The following is a 16,557-nucleotide window of genomic DNA, read 5'->3' as shown; positions in this document are numbered from 1 at the left end:
GTCAGGCCAGGTCGTTTTCGTGAGAGGTCTAACCCTCGGATGCGACCTGCGTCACGTTCTCGTTCAGGCCACGCGCACCGAAATGGGTGTGAGGCCGTCCACGCCGCCGTGCAGGGTGTCGCCCTTCACCACGGCCGCCACGCCTTCGGGCGTGCCGGTGTAGATCAGGTCGCCGGGTTGCAGTTCCCAGGCGGCCGACAGGTGTTCGATGGTCTCGGCCACGTTCCAGATCAGCTTGGCCACGGTGCTGCGCTGGCGGTCCGCGCCATTGACCTGCAGCCAGATCGGCGCCTCGTTCACGTGGCCGGCCTGCGCGGCCGGGGTGATGGGGCCGATGGGCGCGGACTGGTCGTAGGCCTTGCCGATGCACCAGGGGCGGCCCTGCTTCTTCATGTCGTTCTGCAGGTCGCGGCGCGTCATGTCCAGGCCCACGGCATAACCCCAGATGTGCTTCGCGGCGTCGGCGGCCTGGATGTTCTTGCCGCCCACGCCGATGGCGACCACGAGTTCGATCTCGTGGTGCAGGTTGCCGGTGAGGCTGGGGTAGGGCATGGAAGCGGTCTGGCCTGCCTCGGCGACCACGATGGCATCGGCCGGCTTGAGGAAGAAGAAGGGCGGCTCGCGGCCGGTGAAGCCCATCTCCTTGGCGTGCTCTTCGTAGTTGCGGCCCACGCAGTAGATGCGGTGCACGGGGAAGCGCTCGGCGCGCCCCACCACGGGCACGCTCACGGTGGCCGGGGGGGCGAAGAGGTAGGTGGTGTCTGGCATGGCAGGTGGTTTCGTTGGAATCGAAGATCACCAGTGTGCCATGGGCGCAGACCGCTTTTCGGTGCGTCCTCATTGCTGGGACGCGGGCAGCCGGACCTCCATGCCATCCATCTCCGGCGTGAGCTTGACCTGGCAACTCAGGCGGCTGTCGGCCTCCACCGGGCTGGACGCGAAGTCCAGCATGTCGATCTCGTCGGGCACCGGGGCGCTCAGCATCGCGGCCCAGGGCGCCCCGATCATCACGTGGCAGGTGGCGCATGTGAGGCTGCCGCCGCAGTCGGCCTCGATGCCCTGGATGTTCGCGTCCACCGCGGCCTTCATCAGGCTCTGGCCCGGCTCGGTCTGGATGGCCTGCACCGTGCCATCGGCGTTGAGGAATCGGATCGAGATCATGGGCGGGCTCAAGTCCTGGCGAAGTACTCGCGGCGCTCGAAGTCGGTCTTGTCCTCGGCTTGCGCGTGGCGGTCGATCTCGCTTTGCTTGATGCGGCAGAAGTAGCGCACGAAGTCCTCACCCAGCGCTGCGCACAGCGCGCGGTCGGCGCGCAGCGCATCCAGGCCTTCACCCAGCGAAGAGGGCAGCTTCTGGTTGTCGGCCGCGTAGGGCGATTCGCTCGCGGGCGGCGGCAGCGTGGCGCGCGCCAGGCCGTCGAGCCCGGCGTGGATCTGCGCGGCCATGTAGAGGTAGGGGTTGGCGGCGGGCTCACCCACGCGGTTCTCGATGCGGGTGGCGTTGTCGCCGGCCGCCCCCACCACGCGCAGCATGGCGCCCCGGTTGTCCTGCCCCCACAGCGCGGCCTGCGGTGCCAGCGCGTTGGGCCGGAAGCGGGCAAAGCCGTTGATGGTGGGCGTGCACAGCACCGTCATGCCGCGCGCGTGCGACAGCAGGCCGGCGAGCCAGTGCGCGCCCGCCTCGGACAGCGTGTGCGTGGCGTCGGTGCGGGTGGTGCCGGGTGCGGGCGTGTCGCGCACGCAGGCGTTGCGGCCGGTCTTCAGGTCCACCAGCGACTGGTGCAGGTGCCAGCCGCTGGACATGATGTTGGGGAACGGCGGGCGGCACATGAAGGTGGCGTGGTAGCCCGCGCGACGCAGCGCCTGGCGCACGCCGTTGCGGAACAGCACCATCTGGTCGGCAGCGGTCAGGGCGTCGGTGGCGTCGAACACCGCTTCCACCTGGCTCGGGCCGAGTTCGATTTCCAGCGACTGCAGCGGCAGGCCCAACGCCTGCGCGGTGCGCTGCACGATGCGCAGCGGCTCGTCGCTCATGTCGCCCATGGCCTCGGCCTGCAGGTTGTAGCCGGGGTGGATCATCTCCACCGTGGGCGGCAGGCCGGGCCAGGCCGCGAGTTCGGGGTCGAGCTGAGGGCGCGTGTCGGTGATGCGGTAGATGTGGAACTCCACCTCCAGCCCGGTCTTGAGGCCGTAGCCGGCCTGGCCCAGTTTCGCCAGCGCGGTCTGCAGCATGCCGCGCGCGTCCAGCGGCACGGGCGTGCCGTCGGCGAACCAGGGCTGGCAGCGCAGCCAGCCGGTGCGCTCCAGCCAGGGCAGCACGGTGAAGCTCTGCGGATCGGGCATGAGCATGAGGTTGGCCGCGCCGGCGAAGCCGGGCAGGCCGTCGGCGCCACCGGGCTCGAACACCTTCCAGGCCGTGCGGTCGGCCGTGTCCTTGAGCATCAGCGTGCCCACCATGCCCACGCCGTCGTTCAGCGCGCGCAGCGCTGCTTTGGCGGTGAGCGTTTTGCCGCGCAGCATGCCGTGGGCGTCGCACCAGCCGAAGCGCACCAGCTCGATGCCGCTGGCTTCGATGAGTTGGGCCACGCGCCGGCATTCGGCGTCGCGTTCGGGGGATTCGAGGCCGCAGCGTTGGGCGAACGATGTCATTTGGCGCCCGCCGTTTCCTCGGCGGAGGCTTTCGCGTGCCAGGGCGCACCTTCGCGCTTGTCGCGCACCGCGTCCTGCCACCAGGTTTCCCAGCCCTGCGCGGGGGCGATGCCGTCCACCGTGTCGGGGCCTGCAATGGCGCCGTGCAAGGCCGGGTCGGCCACGCCGGGGGCCGTGCCGCCTTGCTCCACGGCGTCGATGGCCTGCAGCAGCATGCGGCGGTTCGCCATCACCACCTTGTCGGTGGTGCCCAGGTGTTCGCGCGTGCGGTCCTGGATCGGGCCCATGCTCTCGCAGGCCCACTGGTCGTGCACGTTGATGTCGTCCTCGCCCATGCCGAGGTAGGTGCGGGTCTGCTGCTCTTCGGCGTTGAAGCCCCAGTTGTTGTGGCGGCCCGACTTCGGGATGTAGTCGGGCAGGGTCACCGCCTGCAGGCGAGGCGTGCGCATGGCGTCCTTGTCCACCGGGCCGGTGAAGCTGGTGAAGAAGGCGTACCAGTAGTTGTGGGTGTCGTCCACCGGCACGTGCATCTGCGTGATCGTCATGGTCTCCGACAGCGGGATCACGAAGGTCTGCGGGAACACGGCATTGGTCACGCGCACGTGGGTCAGCTCGTCGGTCATGGGGCGCAGCGCGGTGAGCTGCAGGCCATAGGGCTTGGGCTCGAAGCTGATGAGCGGCTGGCCGAATTCGCGCATCACGCGCGTCATGGGCCAGCGTTCGCCGCCCACGTCACCGGCGCTGGCGCCGCGGAACTGCTTGCCGTAGCTGTCTTCCAGCGAGCCGTCGTTGAAGAAGCGGTGCAGGTAGGAGGCGTGCGCCGGATCGATGCCCACTTCCAGCGACTGCAGCCAGTTGCAGTGCCACAGGCCCTTGAAGGCGAAGGTGTGGCTTTCGGGCGCGGTGAAGCAGTCCAGCTCGGGGAAGGGCGGGGGCGTCTGGTCCTCGGGACCGAACCAGCCGAACAGCACGCCGCTGCGCTGCACCAGCGGGTAGCTGCGCTGCTTGATGCGCGTGCACATCTTGCTGCCGGCGGGCTCGGCCGGGGTGTCGATGCACTGGCCCGTGGTGTCGAACTTCCAGCCGTGGAAGGGGCAGCGGATGCCATCGCCTTCGTTGCGGCCGAAGGCGAGGTCGGCGCCGCGGTGCGGGCAGTCGCGATCGAGCAGGCCGAACTCGCCCAGGGCGTCGCGGAACAGCACGAAGTTCTGGCCCAGCACGCGCACCGCCTTCACGGGGCGCACGGCCATCTGGGGGTCCAGCGCGGGGTTGAATTCGTCCATCAGCGCCACCGGCTGCCAGTAGCGGCGCAGCAGCTCGCCACCGGGCGTGCCCGGTCCGACCTGGGTCATGCGTTGATTGAGTTCGGCTTTCATGTGGGGAATCTCCGGCAATAAAACGGGGTGGGGTGTCGAAATGGTATACCGTTTTTTGATTTCGGTGTACATTTTGTGCCATGAGCCTGCAAGAAACCGTTTTGATGCAATTGCGCGACCTGATCCTGAGCGGTCAGTTCGAACCCGGCCAGCGCCTGGCCGAGCAACAGCTGGCCGAACGCCTGGGCGCCTCGCGCACGCCGGTGCGCGCCGCGCTGGTCACGCTGGAGCAGGAGGGGCTCGTGCAGGCCAACGAGACCGGCAAATACCTGGTGCGCCAGTTCACCGCGCAGGAAGTGATCGACGCCATCGCGGTGCGCGGCCACCTCGAAGGCATGGCCGCACGGCTGGTGGCCGAACACGGCGTGTCGCGCCAGTTGCAGGGCCAGTTGCAGACCGTGCTCGATGAGGGAGACCGCCTGCTCGCGGACAACCCGCTGACCATCGAAAGCTACGCGGCCTACGCCCTGATGAACGACCGCTTCCACGCGCTGATCCTCGATGCCTGCGGCAACCGGGCCCTGCAACGCTCGGTGGAACTCAACGACAAGCTGCCGTTCGCGCCGGCCTCGGCCATGCTGCCCATGCAGGGCACGGTGACCATGGACCGCGACTGGATGCTGTACGCGCACCGCCAGCACCACATGCTGTTCGATGCCCTGCGGCGCGGCGAAAGCGCGCGCGCCCAGGCGCTCGCGGTGGAACACACCGAAGTGGCGCAGATGAACATGCGCCTGGCGCTGGAGCGGCGCGCCGAGTCCGAGCAGGTGCTGCCCGGCATCCGCCTGGTGGTGGGCTGAGCGTTCAGCAGCACAAGCGCGGCGGGTTTGCAGGGACGGCCGCAACGACCTTGCGGCCGTGGGGATTTGCGCCATCCCGAGGAGTCGACGGGGGTGGCTGCGCACAATGGGCCATCGTTCAACCCCGCTGACCCATCCGCATGACCCGCCTTTTCGAACCCGCCACCGCCGGCCAGCTGTCGCTGGCCAACCGCATCGTCATGGCACCGCTCACGCGCAACCGCGCGCCCAACGCCGTGCCCACGCCGCTCATGGCCACCTATTACCAGCAGCGCGCCAGCGCCGGCCTGTTGATCACCGAAGCAACCGCCATCAGCCACCAGGGCCAGGGTTATGCCGATGTGCCGGGCCTGTACGCGGCCGAACAGATCGAAGGCTGGAAACGCGTGACCGCGGCCGTGCACGCCGCCGGCGGCAAGATCGTCACCCAGCTCTGGCACGTGGGCCGCGTTTCGCACACCGAGCTGCAACCCAACGGTGGTGCTCCCGTGGCGCCCTCGGCCATTGCCGCCAAGACCAAGACGGTGCTGATCAAGGACGGTGTGCCCACCTTCGTGGAAACCTCCGTGCCGCGCGCGCTCGACGCGGCCGAATTGCCTGGCATCGTCGAGGACTACCGCAAGGCCGCGCTGGCCGCCATCGAGGCTGGCTTCGACGGGGTGGAAATCCACGCGGCCAATGGCTACCTGATCGACCAGTTCCTCAAGACCGGCAGCAACCAGCGCACCGACGCCTACGGAGGCAGTATCGAGAACCGGGCGCGCCTGCTGCTGGAAGTGGTCCAGGCCGTGACCGATGCGATCGGCGCGGCGCGCACTGGCATCCGCCTCTCGCCCGTGACGCCGGCCAACGACGTGGTCGACGCCGACCCGCAGCCGCTCTTCACCTGCGTGGTGCGCGAGCTGGCGCGTTTCGATCTGGCTTATGTGCATGTCATCGAAGGCGCCACGGGTGGCCCGCGCGAGATTCCCGATCGCCCGTTCGACTACGCCGCGCTGCGCGCCGCCTACCGCGAGGCCGGCGGCCGTGCGGCCTGGATGGTCAACAACGGCTACGACCTCTCGCTGGCGCAAAACGCCCTGGACGACGGCGCCGACCTCGTGGCCTTTGGCAAGAGCTACATCGCCAACCCCGACCTCGTGGCCCGGCTCCAGCAGGGTGGCCCGTTCAACCAGCCCGACAAGACCACCTTCTACGGCGGCGGCGAAAAGGGCTACACCGACTACCCGGCGTTGACGGCCTGAGGGGCCAGGCCGCTGCGGGTTTATCCTTGGAGCCCATGAAGCTCTACAACTACTTCCGCTCCTCGGCCTCGTTCCGCGTGCGCATCGCGCTCGCGCTCAAGGGCATTGCCTACGACTACGTGCCCGTGCACATCGCGCGCGGCGACCACAAGCTGCCGGCCTTCACCGACAAGGCGGTCGAAGGCCTGGTGCCCCTGCTCGAGCTCGACGATGGCACGCGCCTGACGCAGTCGATGGCGATCATCGAGTACCTGGACGAGGTGCAGCCCGCGCCCGCGCTGCTGCCGGCCGATGCACTGGGCCGCGCGCGCGTGCGCGCGCTCTCGCAGATCGTGGCCTGCGAGATCCACCCCATCAACAACCTGCGCGTGCTCAAGTACCTGACCAAGGAACTGAAGGTGGAAGAGGAGCCCAAGAACGTCTGGTACCGCCACTGGGTGCGCAGCGGTCTGGAGTCCTTCGAGCGCCAGCTCGCGCTGCAGCCCCCGTCCACCTACTGCGCGGGCGACACGCCCACCATGGCCGATTGCTGCCTGGTGCCGCAGATCTTCAACGGCCAGCGCTTCAACACCGACTTCAGCGGCCTGCCGCGCACCATGGCCGCGTTCGAGGCCTGCATGGCCTTGCCCGCGTTCCAGCAGGCCCAGCCATCGGCCTGCCCGGACGCCGAGGCCTGATGCCCCAGTCCCCGGACAGCCTGGTTCCCGACTGGCCCGCACCACCGGGCGTGCGGGCGCTGTTTACCACGCGCGATGGTGGTGTGTCGGCCCCGCCGTTCGACCGCTTCAACCTGGGCGACCACGTGCGCGACGACCCGCTTGCGGTGGCCGCCAACCGCGCCCGCCTGGCCTCGCTGACCGCGCCCGCACGTCCCGTGTTTCTTCAGCAGGTGCATGGCACCGGGGTGGTGCGGCTGGACCGCGCGACGCCGGACGGCGCCGAGGCCGATGGCTGTGTGGTGCAAGGGCCCGGCCTGGCCGCCACCATCATGGTGGCCGATTGCCTGCCGGTGCTGTTCGCCCATGCCTCGGGCCAGGTGGTGGCCGCCGCGCACGCGGGCTGGCGCGGGCTGGCGAACGGTGTGCTCGAGGCCACGCTGCGCGCCTTGCGCGAAGCGGCGGGCGAGGGTGTGGTGGTGGCCTGGCTCGGCCCCTGCATCGGTCCGTCGGCATTCGAAGTCGGCGCGGAAGTGAAGGACGCCTTCGTGTCGGCCGATGTCGAAGCCGCTTCCTGTTTTCGGTCTCATGGGCGAGACGGCAAATCTTTGGCGGACCTGCCCGCGCTCGCGCGGCGCCGGCTTCAGGCCGCGGGCGTGGCACAGGTGCACGGCAACGACGGCAGCGCCGCGTGGTGCACCGTCACGCAGGCCTCACGGTTCTTTTCGCACCGGCGCGATGCCGTCCGCCTCGGCAGCACCGGGCGCATGGCCGCCTGCGTCTGGATCGACTGAGGCTGTGGTCGAGGTCGTCGCGGCCCGCTGTGCTTCGAGCTCCGCGGCCTCGCGTGCCTTGATCGCTTTGCGCCTTTGTGGCGTGAGCATCAGGTAAACCACCAGTGCGACCGGCAGCAAACCGTAAAGAAAAAAGGTCACAATGGCTCCCAGCACAGAGCCTGTGGTGTTGGTCGCTTCGGCCACCGACATCATGAGCACCACGTACATCCAACCGATCACCACCAGATACACAACATTCCTTGCAGCCCGGACCACCCGTGTCAGCCTGCTGGATGCTGATACGAAAAACCTGGGGAAGATCCGGAATCTCTCCCCCGAGGGCTGCCCATGATAAGTCGCAGGCAACACCCTAGGAGACCAGCATGACATCGGGCAAAAACCCTTCTTCAGACTGGCTGGAAACCGCGCAACAGTTCCAGCAGAACCTCGTTCAACAGTGGACGCAGATGGCCCAGGCTTTCCCCGGCGCCTCTGCCCCCCCATCCGCCGCCAGCGACCCCTTTGCCGCGTTCAAGGCGTTCATGCCGAAAGCGGGCGCGGCCAGCCCCTTCGGGATGGCCATGCCCACGGGCGCCGCCGGCTTCCCCGGCATGCCGGCCGTGGGCGACATCTTCAGCCAGGCCAGCCAGGGCCAGGCGGTCAGCTTCGACCCGGCCCAGCTGCTGGAGATCCAGAACACCTACCTCAAGGAATTGGCCGGGCTGTGGAACCAAGGGCCGAACGTGAAGCCTGCGGGTGATCGGCGCTTCGCGTCCGACGCCTGGGCCAGCAACCCCATGGCGGCCTTCGCGGCCGCGACCTACCTGCTCAACGCCCGCACCCTCATGGCCATGGCCGAGGCGGTGCAGGGCGACGCCAAGGCGCGAACGCGCGTCCGTTTCGCCGTGCAGCAGTGGATCGACGCCAGCGCGCCCAGCAACTTCCTGGCGTTCAATGCGGAAGCGCAGAAGAAGGCGATCGAGACGCAGGGCGAGAGCATTGCCAAGGGCGTGGCCAACCTGCTGCACGACATGAAGCAGGGCCACGTGTCCATGACCGACGAGAGCGTGTTCGAAGTCGGCAAGAACGTCGCCACCACCGAAGGCGCCGTGGTGTTCGAGAACGAGCTGTTCCAACTCATCGAGTACAAGCCCTTGACCGCCAAGGTGTACGAGCGGCCTTTCCTGCTGGTGCCGCCTTGCATCAACAAGTTCTACATCCTCGACCTGCAGCCCGAGAACTCGCTGATCCGCTACTGCGTGGAGCAGGGCCACCGCACCTTCGTGGTGAGCTGGCGCAATCCCGACGAATCGCTGTCGAAGAAGACCTGGGACGAGTACATCGAAGACGCGGTCGTCAAGGCCATCGCGGTCACGCAGGACATCACCGGCGCCGAGACCATCAACGCCTTGGGCTTCTGCGTGGGCGGCACCATGCTGGGCACGGCGCTGGCCGTGCTGGCCGCGCGGGGCGAGACGCCGGTGAACAGCGCGACCTTCCTCACCACGCTGCTCGACTTCACCGACACAGGCATCCTCGACGTGTTCATCGACGAGAACTTCGTGAAGTTCCGCGAGATGCAGTTCGCCGATGGCGGCCTCATGCCCGGGCGCGACCTCGCCACCACCTTCAGCTTCCTGCGCCCGAACGACCTGGTGTGGAACTACGTGGTGGGCAACTACCTCAAGGGCGAGACGCCGCCGCCATTCGATCTGCTGTACTGGAACTCCGACAGCACCAACCTGCCGGGCCCGTACTACGCCTGGTACCTGCGCCAGATGTACCTGGAGAACAACCTGGTCAAGCCGGGCAAGACCACGGTGTGCGGCGAGAAGATCGACTTCCGCCAGGTCAAGCTCCCCGTCTACATCTACGGCTCGCGCGAAGACCACATCGTGCCCATCGGCGGGTCCTACGGCAGCACGCAGATCTTCCCGGGCAAGAAGCGCTTCGTGATGGGCGCCTCGGGTCACATCGCGGGCGTGATCAACCCCGCGTCGAAGAACAAGCGCAGCCACTGGATCGGCCCGGCGGGCAAGTTCCCGGCCGACGTGAAGGACTGGATCGCCAGCGCCACCGAACACCCCGGCAGCTGGTGGACCGACTGGTCCGCCTGGCTCAAGCCGCTGGCTGGCAAGCAAATTGCTGCGCCCAAGGCGTATGGCAAGGCCAAGCGCTACACCGCCATCGAGCCCGCACCCGGCCGTTACGTCAAAGCCAAAGCCTGAACATTTTTTTTCATCCGCACCCCCAGGAGACATTGCATGGAAGACATCGTCATCGTTTCAGCCGCCCGCACCGCCGTGGGCAAGTTCGGCGGCACGCTCGCCAAGACACCGGCCACGGAGCTGGGCAGCATCGTCATCAAGGCGCTGCTGGAGCGCACCGGCCTGCCGGCCGACGCCATCGGTGAAGTGATCATGGGCCAGGTGCTGGCCGCTGGCGTGGGTCAGAACCCGGCCCGTCAGGCCATGATGAAGGCCGGCGTGGCCAAGGAAACGCCGGCGCTCACCATCAACGCCGTGTGCGGCTCCGGCCTCAAGGCCGTGATGCTGGCCGCGCAGGCCGTGGCCTGGGGCGACAGCGAGATCGTGATCGCTGGTGGCCAGGAGAACATGAGCGCCTCGCCGCATGTGCTCAACGGCAGCCGCGACGGCCAGCGCATGGGCGACTGGAAGATGACCGACACCATGATCGTCGACGGCCTGTGGGACGTATACAACCAATACCACATGGGCATCACCGCCGAGAACGTGGCCAAGGAACACGGCATCAGCCGCGACGCGCAGGACGCGCTCGCGCTGGGCAGCCAGCAGAAGGCCAGCGCCGCGCAGGACGCCGGCAAGTTCAAGGACGAGATCGTGGGCGTGAGCATTGCGCAGCGCAAGGGTGACCCCATCCTCTTCAATGCCGACGAGTTCATCAACAAGAAGACCAGCGCCGAAGCCCTGGCCGGCCTGCGCCCCGCGTTCGACAAGGCCGGCTCGGTGACGGCGGGCAACGCCTCGGGCATCAACGACGGCGCCGCCGCGGTGGTGGTGATGACCGCCAAGAAGGCCGCGGCGCTGGGCCTCAAGCCGCTGGCGCGCATCGCCGCCTTCGGCACCAGTGGCCTGGACCCGGCCACCATGGGCATGGGCCCGGTGCCGGCATCGAAGAAGGCCCTGGCGCGCGCTGGCTGGAAGGCCAGCGACGTGGACCTGTTCGAGCTCAACGAAGCCTTCGCGGCCCAGGCTTGCGCCGTCAACAAGGCGCTGGACATCGATCCGGCGCGCGTGAACGTCAACGGCGGTGCGATCGCCATCGGCCACCCCATCGGTGCGTCCGGCTGCCGCATCCTCGTGACGCTGCTGCATGAAATGCAGCGCCGCGATGCAAAGAAAGGTCTCGCGGCCCTGTGCATCGGTGGCGGCATGGGGGTTTCCCTCGCGGTCGAACGCTGAATTCACGGTTAAATCAACAACGGATGACCGGAGGGAGGGCCTTCCGGTCACCATCGCCAAAGGCACAAGGAGCACAAGAAATGAGCAAGAAAGTCGCGTACGTCACAGGCGGCATGGGTGGCATCGGAACGGCCATCTGCCAGCGCCTGCACAAGGAAGGTTTCACGGTCATTGCGGGCTGCGGCCCCACGCGCGACTTCAAGAAGTGGCTCGACGAGCAGAAGGCTCAGGGCTACACCTTCCACGCCTCGGTCGGCAATGTCGGCGACTGGGATTCCACCGTGGAAGCCTTCACCAAGACCAAGGCGGAGCACGGCACGATCGACGTGCTGGTGAACAACGCCGGCATCACGCGCGATCGCATGTTCCTGAAAATGTCGCGCGACGACTGGGATGCGGTGATCGAGACCAACCTGAACTCCATGTTCAACGTGACCAAGCAGGTCGTGGCCGACATGGTGGAAAAGGGCTGGGGCCGCATCATCAACATCTCGTCGGTCAACGGCGAGAAGGGCCAGGCTGGGCAGACCAACTACTCGGCCGCCAAGGCCGGCATGCACGGCTTCTCGATGGCGCTGGCGCAGGAGCTGGCGACCAAGGGTGTCACGGTCAACACCGTGAGCCCGGGCTACATCGGCACTGACATGGTCAAGGCCATCCGGCCCGACGTGCTGGAGAAGATCGTGGCCACCGTGCCCGTCAAGCGCCTGGGTGAGCCGAGCGAGATCGCGTCCATCATCGCCTGGCTGGCCAGCGAGGAGGGCGGCTACGCCACCGGTGCGGACTTCTCTGTCAACGGCGGCCTGCACATGGGCTGAACACTCTCACGCGCTCCAAGAGAAACCCGCTTCGGCGGGTTTTTTGTTGCGGGCATGGTTCCTGCGAAAGCGTGGTGTAAATTCGACCGCACCCCCACCCCCTTTCCGCCAAGGAGTTTCCGGCCCATGCCGCACAGCGTTTCACTGATCAACACCATTGCTGCGGGCCTGGGTCTGGCACTGATCCTCGGCTTCCTGGCGGCCAAGGTGCGCCTGCCCGCGCTGGTGGGCTACCTGCTGGCGGGTGTGATCATCGGACCGTTCACGCCGGGCTTCGTGGCCGACGCCGGCATCGCCGCCCAGCTCGCCGAGATCGGTGTGATGCTGCTGATGTTCGGCGTGGGCCTGCATTTTTCCCTGGAAGACCTGCTCTCGGTGCGCAAGATCGCCTTGCCCGGCGCGGTGGTGCAGATGGCGGTCGCCACGCTGATGGGCATCGGCATGGCCATGTGGTGGTGGGACTGGAGCTTCGGCTCGGCGCTGGTGTTCGGCGTGTCGCTCTCGGTAGCCAGCACTGTGGTGCTGCTGCGGGCGCTGGAGAGCCTGGGCATTCTCGATTCCTTCACGGGCCGCATCGCGGTGGGCTGGCTGGTGGTGGAAGACCTGGCCATGGTGCTGGTGCTGGTGCTGCTGCCGCCGCTGGCGGGCTTCCTGGGCGGCAAGGGCTCGGACGGCGATCTCGATTCGATCTGGCGCACGCTGGGCTTCACCCTGCTGCAGGTGGGTGGCTTCGTGGCGCTGATGCTGGTGGTGGGGCGCCGGGTGTTCCCCTGGCTGCTGTGGCAGGTCACGCGCACCGGTTCGCGCGAGCTGTTCACGCTGTGCGTGGTGGCGGCGGCGGTGAGCATCGCGTTCGCCTCGGCGGCGCTGTTCGGCGTGTCGTTCGCGCTGGGTGCCTTCTTCGCCGGCATGGTGCTGCGCGAATCGGAGTTCAGCCACCGCGCGGCCGAAGAGTCGCTGCCGCTGCGCGATGCCTTCGCGGTGCTGTTCTTCGTCTCGGTGGGCATGCTGTTCAACCCCGCCGTGCTGATCGAGCGCCCGCTGCAGGTGCTCGGCGTGGTGCTGATCATCATCGTGGGCAAGTCGGTGGCCGCCGCCGCCCTGGTGGTGGCCATGCGCTACCCACTCAACACCGCGCTCACCGTCTCCGCCAGCCTGGCGCAGATCGGCGAGTTCTCCTTCATCCTGGTCGGCCTGGGGGCATCGCTGGGCCTGCTGCCGCCCGAGGGGCAGAGCCTGGTGCTGGCGGGTGCGCTCATCTCCATCGCCACCAACCCGCTGTGGTTCAAGGCCATCAACCCGCTGCAGGAATGGCTGCGCAAGAACTCCGAGTTCGCACGCAAACTGGAACAGCGCGACGACCCGTTGGCCGAACTGCCCATGACCACGCACGAGAAATTTCTTTCGCGCCAGGTGGTGCTGGTGGGTTACGGCCGGGTGGGGCGGCGCATCGCCGCCGCGCTGGATGAACAGCATTTGCCCTATGTGGTGGCCGAAGAGAATCGCGACATCGTCGAGCGGCTGCGCGAGCGCGGCATTGCTGCCGTGTTCGGCGACGCGGCGGACCCGGCGGTGCTGATCCAGGCCCACATCGCGCGCGCCGGCATGCTGGTGATCGCCACGCCCGACACGCTCAACGTGCGGCAGATGATCGCCACCGCCCGCGCCCTCAATCCCGAGATTCAGACCGTGGTGCGCACGCACAGCGAGGAAGAGGCCGGCCTGCTCGAGAAAGAAGTCGCCGGCAAGGTCTTCCTGGGTGAGGAAGAGCTGGCGCAGTCGATGACGCGCTACGTGATCGAGCATTCCCAGCTCGCGAACCCGGGCGCGCGCGCCGCGGCCTGACCTCGGATCGGCACCAGGGCCGGTCCTACACGCCTTCGCGCACCCGTCCGACAGGCGCCCATGAGGGCGCCACCCATGATGGCCTGACATTCCAACAGGAGGCCCATCATGGCATTGACCCATTCGCCCACATTCGACGACATCGCCGTGGCGCCGGCATCCGAGCACGCGGTGTCCTGGCCCGCGGTGTTCGCCGGCGCGGCCGGCGCGGCCGCGCTCTCGCTGATCCTGCTCATCCTGGGCACAGGGCTGGGGCTGGCATCGGTCTCGCCCTGGGTGCAGCAGGGCATCGGTGCCGCCACCTTCGGCGTCTCGACCATCCTCTGGATTTCCTTCACCCAACTGGTGGCCTCTGGCATGGGCGGCTATCTGGCCGGTCGGCTGCGCACGCGCTGGGCCGGCACGCAGGCCGACGAGGTCTACTTCCGCGACACCGCGCACGGCTTCCTGGCCTGGGCGGTGGCGACCCTGGCCACGGCAACGCTGCTCACCTCGGTGATCGGTGCGATCGTGGGCACCGGTGTGAACGCCGGCGCCACGGTGGCGGCCGGTGGCGCGGGTGCGGCGGTGGCCCAGGTGGCGGACAAGGCCGATGGTGAAAAGGACGGCGAGGCCGACCTGGACTACTTTGTCGGCACGCTGTTCCGGACCGACGCGGCGGCGGCGTCGACGGCCGGCGCCCCGGGCGTGCTGATGGTGAACCCGTCGCCTGCCGCGATCGCTGCCGATGCTTCGGGCATCTTCCTCACGGCCCTGAAGAACGGCGCCTTGCCGCCCGAGGACGCCAGCTACCTCGGCCAGCAGGTGGCCTTGCGCACCGGCGTCAGCGCGCAGGACGCACAGAAGCGCGTGACCGACACCTTCGGGCGGATGCAGATCAAGGCCCGCGAAGCCGAAACCGCCGCGCGCGAGGCGGCCGACAAGGCGCGCAAGGCGTCGGCCTATGGCGCGCTGTGGCTGTTCGTCTCCTTGCTGATCGGCGCCTTCTTCGCCAGCCTGGCCGCAACCTTCGGTGGCCGCCAGCGCGATCGGGCCTGAGTTCCCGCCCTGCACACCCCTTCACCTTTCCAAGGAGCCTTCCATGCAATCCCTGCTGCTGTTTTTCCTCGGTGTCCCCATCCCCATCATCATCCTGATCGCCCTGATGTTCTGATCGGACGATCACGAAGGCGGGCAGCCTAGCGGCTGCCCGTCGGCGCGTTGATGTCCCTGGCGTGGGCTTCCAGGCATTGCGAGACGATGAGCTGGACCGCGCTGGTGGCATCGGGTGTTAGCCGGGCGTTGTTGTGCACCCGGGTGCGCACGGGCCGCCCCACCTCACCACCCACGCGCACCTGCGATTCCACGGTGCAGGACAGTTCGTCTCCCGAGGCCAGGCCGCCCTGGTGCTGCAGCTCCAGGCGCTGCAAGCCCACGTAAAAGGGTTGAGGCCCGGTGTAGCTGGCGGCCACCCAGTTCCGCAGGGCCTCGGCGACCGGGGGCCGGATCTCGACGGGCAGGGTGCCGGTGTCCGTCTTGAGTTTCAGATCGGTGTCATGCCGCGAGTCCTGCACCTGCACACCGGCACCGCTGGCCACAGGCGGTTGCAGATCCACCCTTTGTTCTGCGGCGGCACAGCCGGCCAGCGCCAGCGCGGCGAGGGCGCAAGCCAAGAGGTTCAGATGGGGTCGTGTGGGTGTATGCATGGCCCATTGTGGTGGTGCAACCCGGCCGCTTCCACCCCTGGCGCGGCGAATCTCCTCCCGTCCTACAAGCGCGTCGGCAACTCTCCGACAAGGGGCCTGCGGCAGCGCCGGAATACTGGCGTGACTGTCACACCAAGTCTCCGAAGCTCCCTCCCCCCGAGCTTCCCTCCGCCAGGAGGTTCAACCCGCTTCGGCGGGTTTTCTTTTGCCTGCTCGCCGGGGTGAGAAAATACCGGGGTGCAACCACATCCCACCCTGCAAGTTCCGAGTCCCTGGCGCCTGTCCGTCGCGCCCATGATGGACTGGACCGACCGCCACTGCCGCTACCTGCATCGCCTGCTCTCGAAGCACACCCTGCTGTACACCGAGATGGTGACCACGGGCGCGCTCACCCACGGCAGCGTGCAACGCCACCTGCGTTTCAACGCCGAGGAACACCCGGTGGCCTTGCAGCTCGGGGGCAGCGACGCCGCCGAGCTCGCGAGCGCCGCGCGCCTGGGCGAGCAATGGGGCTACGACGAGATCAACCTCAACTGCGGCTGCCCGAGCGACCGCGTGCAGCGCGGCGCCTTCGGCGCCTGCCTGATGGCCGAGCCGCAGACCGTGGCCGACGGGGTCAAGGCCATGGTGGACGCTGTCTCGATTCCCGTCACCGTCAAACACCGCATCGGTATCGACCGGGTCGAGAGCTACGACTTCGTGCGCGATTTCGTCGGGACCGTGAGCGAGGCCGGCTGCGGCGTGTTCCTGGTGCACGCGCGCAACGCCTGGCTGGACGGCCTCTCGCCGAAAGAGAACCGCGAGATTCCGCCGCTGCGCTACGAACTCGCGCACCGCCTCAAGCAGGACTTTCCGCAACTCACCTTTGCCATCAATGGCGGCTTCACCACCAACGCGCAGATCGCCGAGCACCTGAGTGCGGTCGATGGCGTGATGGTCGGCCGCGAGGCGTACCACAACCCCTGGGTGCTCACCGGCTGGGACGAGGCCTTCTTCGGCGCCGCGCCGTCCACCGTGACGCGCGAAGCGGTGGAAGAGCAGATGGTGGCCTACATGGAGCGCGCCTTCCTGGAAGACGGTTGTCCCTGGTACGCGATCGCGCGCCACATGCTGGGCCTGCGCCACGGGTTGCGCGGCGCGCGGCGCTGGCGCCAGGTCTGGAGCGACCACCGCCTGAAACCACTGCCTCCGCGCGAGGTGTGGGCCATGGCCCAGGCCCACGTGGGCCAGGAAGCCGAAACCGACGGCCTGGTGGGCGCCTGAGGC

The 16,557-nt window shown here is 67.9% G+C and carries 16 protein-coding genes; 10 read left to right on the top strand and 6 right to left on the bottom strand.

Going from position 1 to position 16,557, the window contains the following annotated elements; all coding sequences use genetic code 11:
- Positions 1-63: 63 nt before the first annotated feature.
- From AC1Q9M_RS01235 to AC1Q9M_RS01220, 4 genes are all read right to left on the bottom strand, one after another.
- Positions 64-768 carry a fumarylacetoacetate hydrolase family protein gene (locus AC1Q9M_RS01235; RefSeq protein ID WP_444686447.1) on the bottom strand — a complete coding sequence of 235 codons (705 nt, stop codon included), beginning with the start codon at positions 766-768 and terminating at the stop codon, positions 64-66.
- 69 nt (positions 769-837) lie between these two features.
- Positions 838-1,161, bottom strand: coding sequence for a 2Fe-2S iron-sulfur cluster-binding protein (locus AC1Q9M_RS01230; RefSeq protein WP_492432042.1), 324 nt, complete (start codon positions 1,159-1,161; stop codon positions 838-840).
- Positions 1,162-1,169: 8 nt separating this feature from the next.
- Positions 1,170-2,648 carry a glutamine synthetase family protein gene (locus tag AC1Q9M_RS01225; RefSeq protein WP_444686448.1) on the bottom strand — a complete coding sequence of 493 codons (1,479 nt, stop codon included), beginning with the start codon at positions 2,646-2,648 and terminating at the stop codon, positions 1,170-1,172.
- On the bottom strand, positions 2,645-4,024 hold the full coding sequence (locus AC1Q9M_RS01220) for a Rieske 2Fe-2S domain-containing protein (protein WP_382324519.1): 1,380 nt from the start codon (positions 4,022-4,024) through the stop codon (positions 2,645-2,647). The genes AC1Q9M_RS01225 and AC1Q9M_RS01220 overlap by 4 nt, the downstream gene beginning before the upstream one ends.
- 80 nt (positions 4,025-4,104) lie before the next feature.
- Here AC1Q9M_RS01220 and AC1Q9M_RS01215 point away from each other — a divergent pair, with 80 nt between their 5' ends.
- The 4 genes from AC1Q9M_RS01215 (at position 4,105) to pgeF (ending at position 7,518) form a co-directional block, all read left to right on the top strand.
- On the top strand, positions 4,105-4,824 hold the full coding sequence (locus tag AC1Q9M_RS01215; protein ID WP_291116596.1) for a GntR family transcriptional regulator: 720 nt from the start codon (positions 4,105-4,107) through the stop codon (positions 4,822-4,824).
- 140 nt (positions 4,825-4,964) lie between these two features.
- On the top strand, positions 4,965-6,068 hold the full coding sequence (locus tag AC1Q9M_RS01210; protein ID WP_492432039.1) for an alkene reductase: 1,104 nt from the start codon (positions 4,965-4,967) through the stop codon (positions 6,066-6,068).
- A gap of 35 nt (positions 6,069-6,103) precedes the next feature.
- Entirely contained in the window at positions 6,104-6,745 is a 642-nt protein-coding gene (gene maiA, locus AC1Q9M_RS01205) for a maleylacetoacetate isomerase (RefSeq protein WP_492432037.1), read from the top strand.
- The gene (pgeF, locus tag AC1Q9M_RS01200) at positions 6,745-7,518 is read left to right on the top strand and encodes a peptidoglycan editing factor PgeF (RefSeq protein ID WP_492432036.1); all 774 of its coding nucleotides are present in this window, start codon (positions 6,745-6,747) and stop codon (positions 7,516-7,518) included. Before maiA ends, pgeF begins: the two co-directional genes overlap by 1 nt.
- On the opposite strand, the gene AC1Q9M_RS01195 is transcribed toward pgeF, so the two are convergent.
- Positions 7,438-7,752 (bottom strand): hypothetical protein, encoded by a 315-nt coding sequence (locus tag AC1Q9M_RS01195; RefSeq protein ID WP_382158306.1) that lies wholly within the window; start codon positions 7,750-7,752, stop codon positions 7,438-7,440. The two genes, pgeF and AC1Q9M_RS01195, sit on opposite strands and share 81 nt — an antisense overlap.
- Positions 7,753-7,883: 131 nt before the next feature.
- Between AC1Q9M_RS01195 and AC1Q9M_RS01190 the strand changes: the two genes are divergently transcribed.
- The 5 genes from AC1Q9M_RS01190 (at position 7,884) to AC1Q9M_RS01170 (ending at position 14,644) form a co-directional block, all read left to right on the top strand.
- Complete coding sequence (locus AC1Q9M_RS01190; protein WP_444686452.1) at positions 7,884-9,728, top strand: PHA/PHB synthase family protein; 1,845 nt, start codon at positions 7,884-7,886, stop codon at positions 9,726-9,728.
- A gap of 36 nt (positions 9,729-9,764) precedes the next feature.
- Positions 9,765-10,943 carry an acetyl-CoA C-acetyltransferase gene (locus tag AC1Q9M_RS01185; RefSeq protein ID WP_382158302.1) on the top strand — a complete coding sequence of 393 codons (1,179 nt, stop codon included), beginning with the start codon at positions 9,765-9,767 and terminating at the stop codon, positions 10,941-10,943.
- Between the two features lie 80 nt (positions 10,944-11,023).
- Positions 11,024-11,761: an acetoacetyl-CoA reductase gene (gene phbB / locus AC1Q9M_RS01180; RefSeq protein ID WP_382158300.1), complete on the top strand. Its 738-nt coding sequence runs from the start codon at positions 11,024-11,026 to the stop codon at positions 11,759-11,761.
- 126 nt (positions 11,762-11,887) lie between these two features.
- The gene (locus tag AC1Q9M_RS01175; protein WP_492432033.1) at positions 11,888-13,606 is read left to right on the top strand and encodes a cation:proton antiporter domain-containing protein; all 1,719 of its coding nucleotides are present in this window, start codon (positions 11,888-11,890) and stop codon (positions 13,604-13,606) included.
- 108 nt (positions 13,607-13,714) lie between these two features.
- Complete coding sequence (locus AC1Q9M_RS01170) at positions 13,715-14,644, top strand: hypothetical protein (protein ID WP_444686454.1); 930 nt, start codon at positions 13,715-13,717, stop codon at positions 14,642-14,644.
- Between the two features lie 140 nt (positions 14,645-14,784).
- Here the strand turns inward: AC1Q9M_RS01170 and AC1Q9M_RS01165 are convergent, their stop codons facing one another.
- Positions 14,785-15,258: a hypothetical protein gene (locus AC1Q9M_RS01165; protein ID WP_382324531.1), complete on the bottom strand. Its 474-nt coding sequence runs from the start codon at positions 15,256-15,258 to the stop codon at positions 14,785-14,787.
- A 288-nt stretch (positions 15,259-15,546) separates the two neighbouring features.
- Between AC1Q9M_RS01165 and dusA the strand changes: the two genes are divergently transcribed.
- Positions 15,547-16,554, top strand: a complete 1,008-nt coding sequence (dusA, locus tag AC1Q9M_RS01160) for a tRNA dihydrouridine(20/20a) synthase DusA (RefSeq protein ID WP_492432680.1) — start codon at positions 15,547-15,549, stop codon at positions 16,552-16,554.
- The last annotated feature ends 3 nt before the right edge of the window (positions 16,555-16,557 follow it).

This window comes from Hydrogenophaga sp. GW823-FHT04C09, from assembly GCF_058796355.1.
The sequence above is the reverse complement of the archived record's forward strand: the minus strand, read 5'-3'. Positions and strand labels throughout refer to the sequence as shown.

Excerpts from the sequence above, each read along its gene's own strand:
- AC1Q9M_RS01235 (WP_444686447.1), bottom strand. The coding sequence starts at position 768 with ATGCCAGACACCACCTACCTCTTCGCCCCCCCGGCCACCGTGAGCGTG.
- AC1Q9M_RS01230 (WP_492432042.1), bottom strand. The coding sequence starts at position 1,161 with ATGATCTCGATCCGATTCCTCAACGCCGATGGCACGGTGCAGGCCATC.
- AC1Q9M_RS01225 (WP_444686448.1), bottom strand. The coding sequence starts at position 2,648 with ATGACATCGTTCGCCCAACGCTGCGGCCTCGAATCCCCCGAACGCGAC.
- AC1Q9M_RS01220 (WP_382324519.1), bottom strand. The coding sequence starts at position 4,024 with ATGAAAGCCGAACTCAATCAACGCATGACCCAGGTCGGACCGGGCACG.
- AC1Q9M_RS01215 (WP_291116596.1), top strand. The coding sequence starts at position 4,105 with ATGAGCCTGCAAGAAACCGTTTTGATGCAATTGCGCGACCTGATCCTG.
- AC1Q9M_RS01210 (WP_492432039.1), top strand. The coding sequence starts at position 4,965 with ATGACCCGCCTTTTCGAACCCGCCACCGCCGGCCAGCTGTCGCTGGCC.
- maiA (WP_492432037.1), top strand. The coding sequence starts at position 6,104 with ATGAAGCTCTACAACTACTTCCGCTCCTCGGCCTCGTTCCGCGTGCGC.
- pgeF (WP_492432036.1), top strand. The coding sequence starts at position 6,745 with ATGCCCCAGTCCCCGGACAGCCTGGTTCCCGACTGGCCCGCACCACCG.
- AC1Q9M_RS01190 (WP_444686452.1), top strand. The coding sequence starts at position 7,884 with ATGACATCGGGCAAAAACCCTTCTTCAGACTGGCTGGAAACCGCGCAA.
- AC1Q9M_RS01185 (WP_382158302.1), top strand. The coding sequence starts at position 9,765 with ATGGAAGACATCGTCATCGTTTCAGCCGCCCGCACCGCCGTGGGCAAG.
- phbB (WP_382158300.1), top strand. The coding sequence starts at position 11,024 with ATGAGCAAGAAAGTCGCGTACGTCACAGGCGGCATGGGTGGCATCGGA.
- AC1Q9M_RS01175 (WP_492432033.1), top strand. The coding sequence starts at position 11,888 with ATGCCGCACAGCGTTTCACTGATCAACACCATTGCTGCGGGCCTGGGT.
- AC1Q9M_RS01170 (WP_444686454.1), top strand. The coding sequence starts at position 13,715 with ATGGCATTGACCCATTCGCCCACATTCGACGACATCGCCGTGGCGCCG.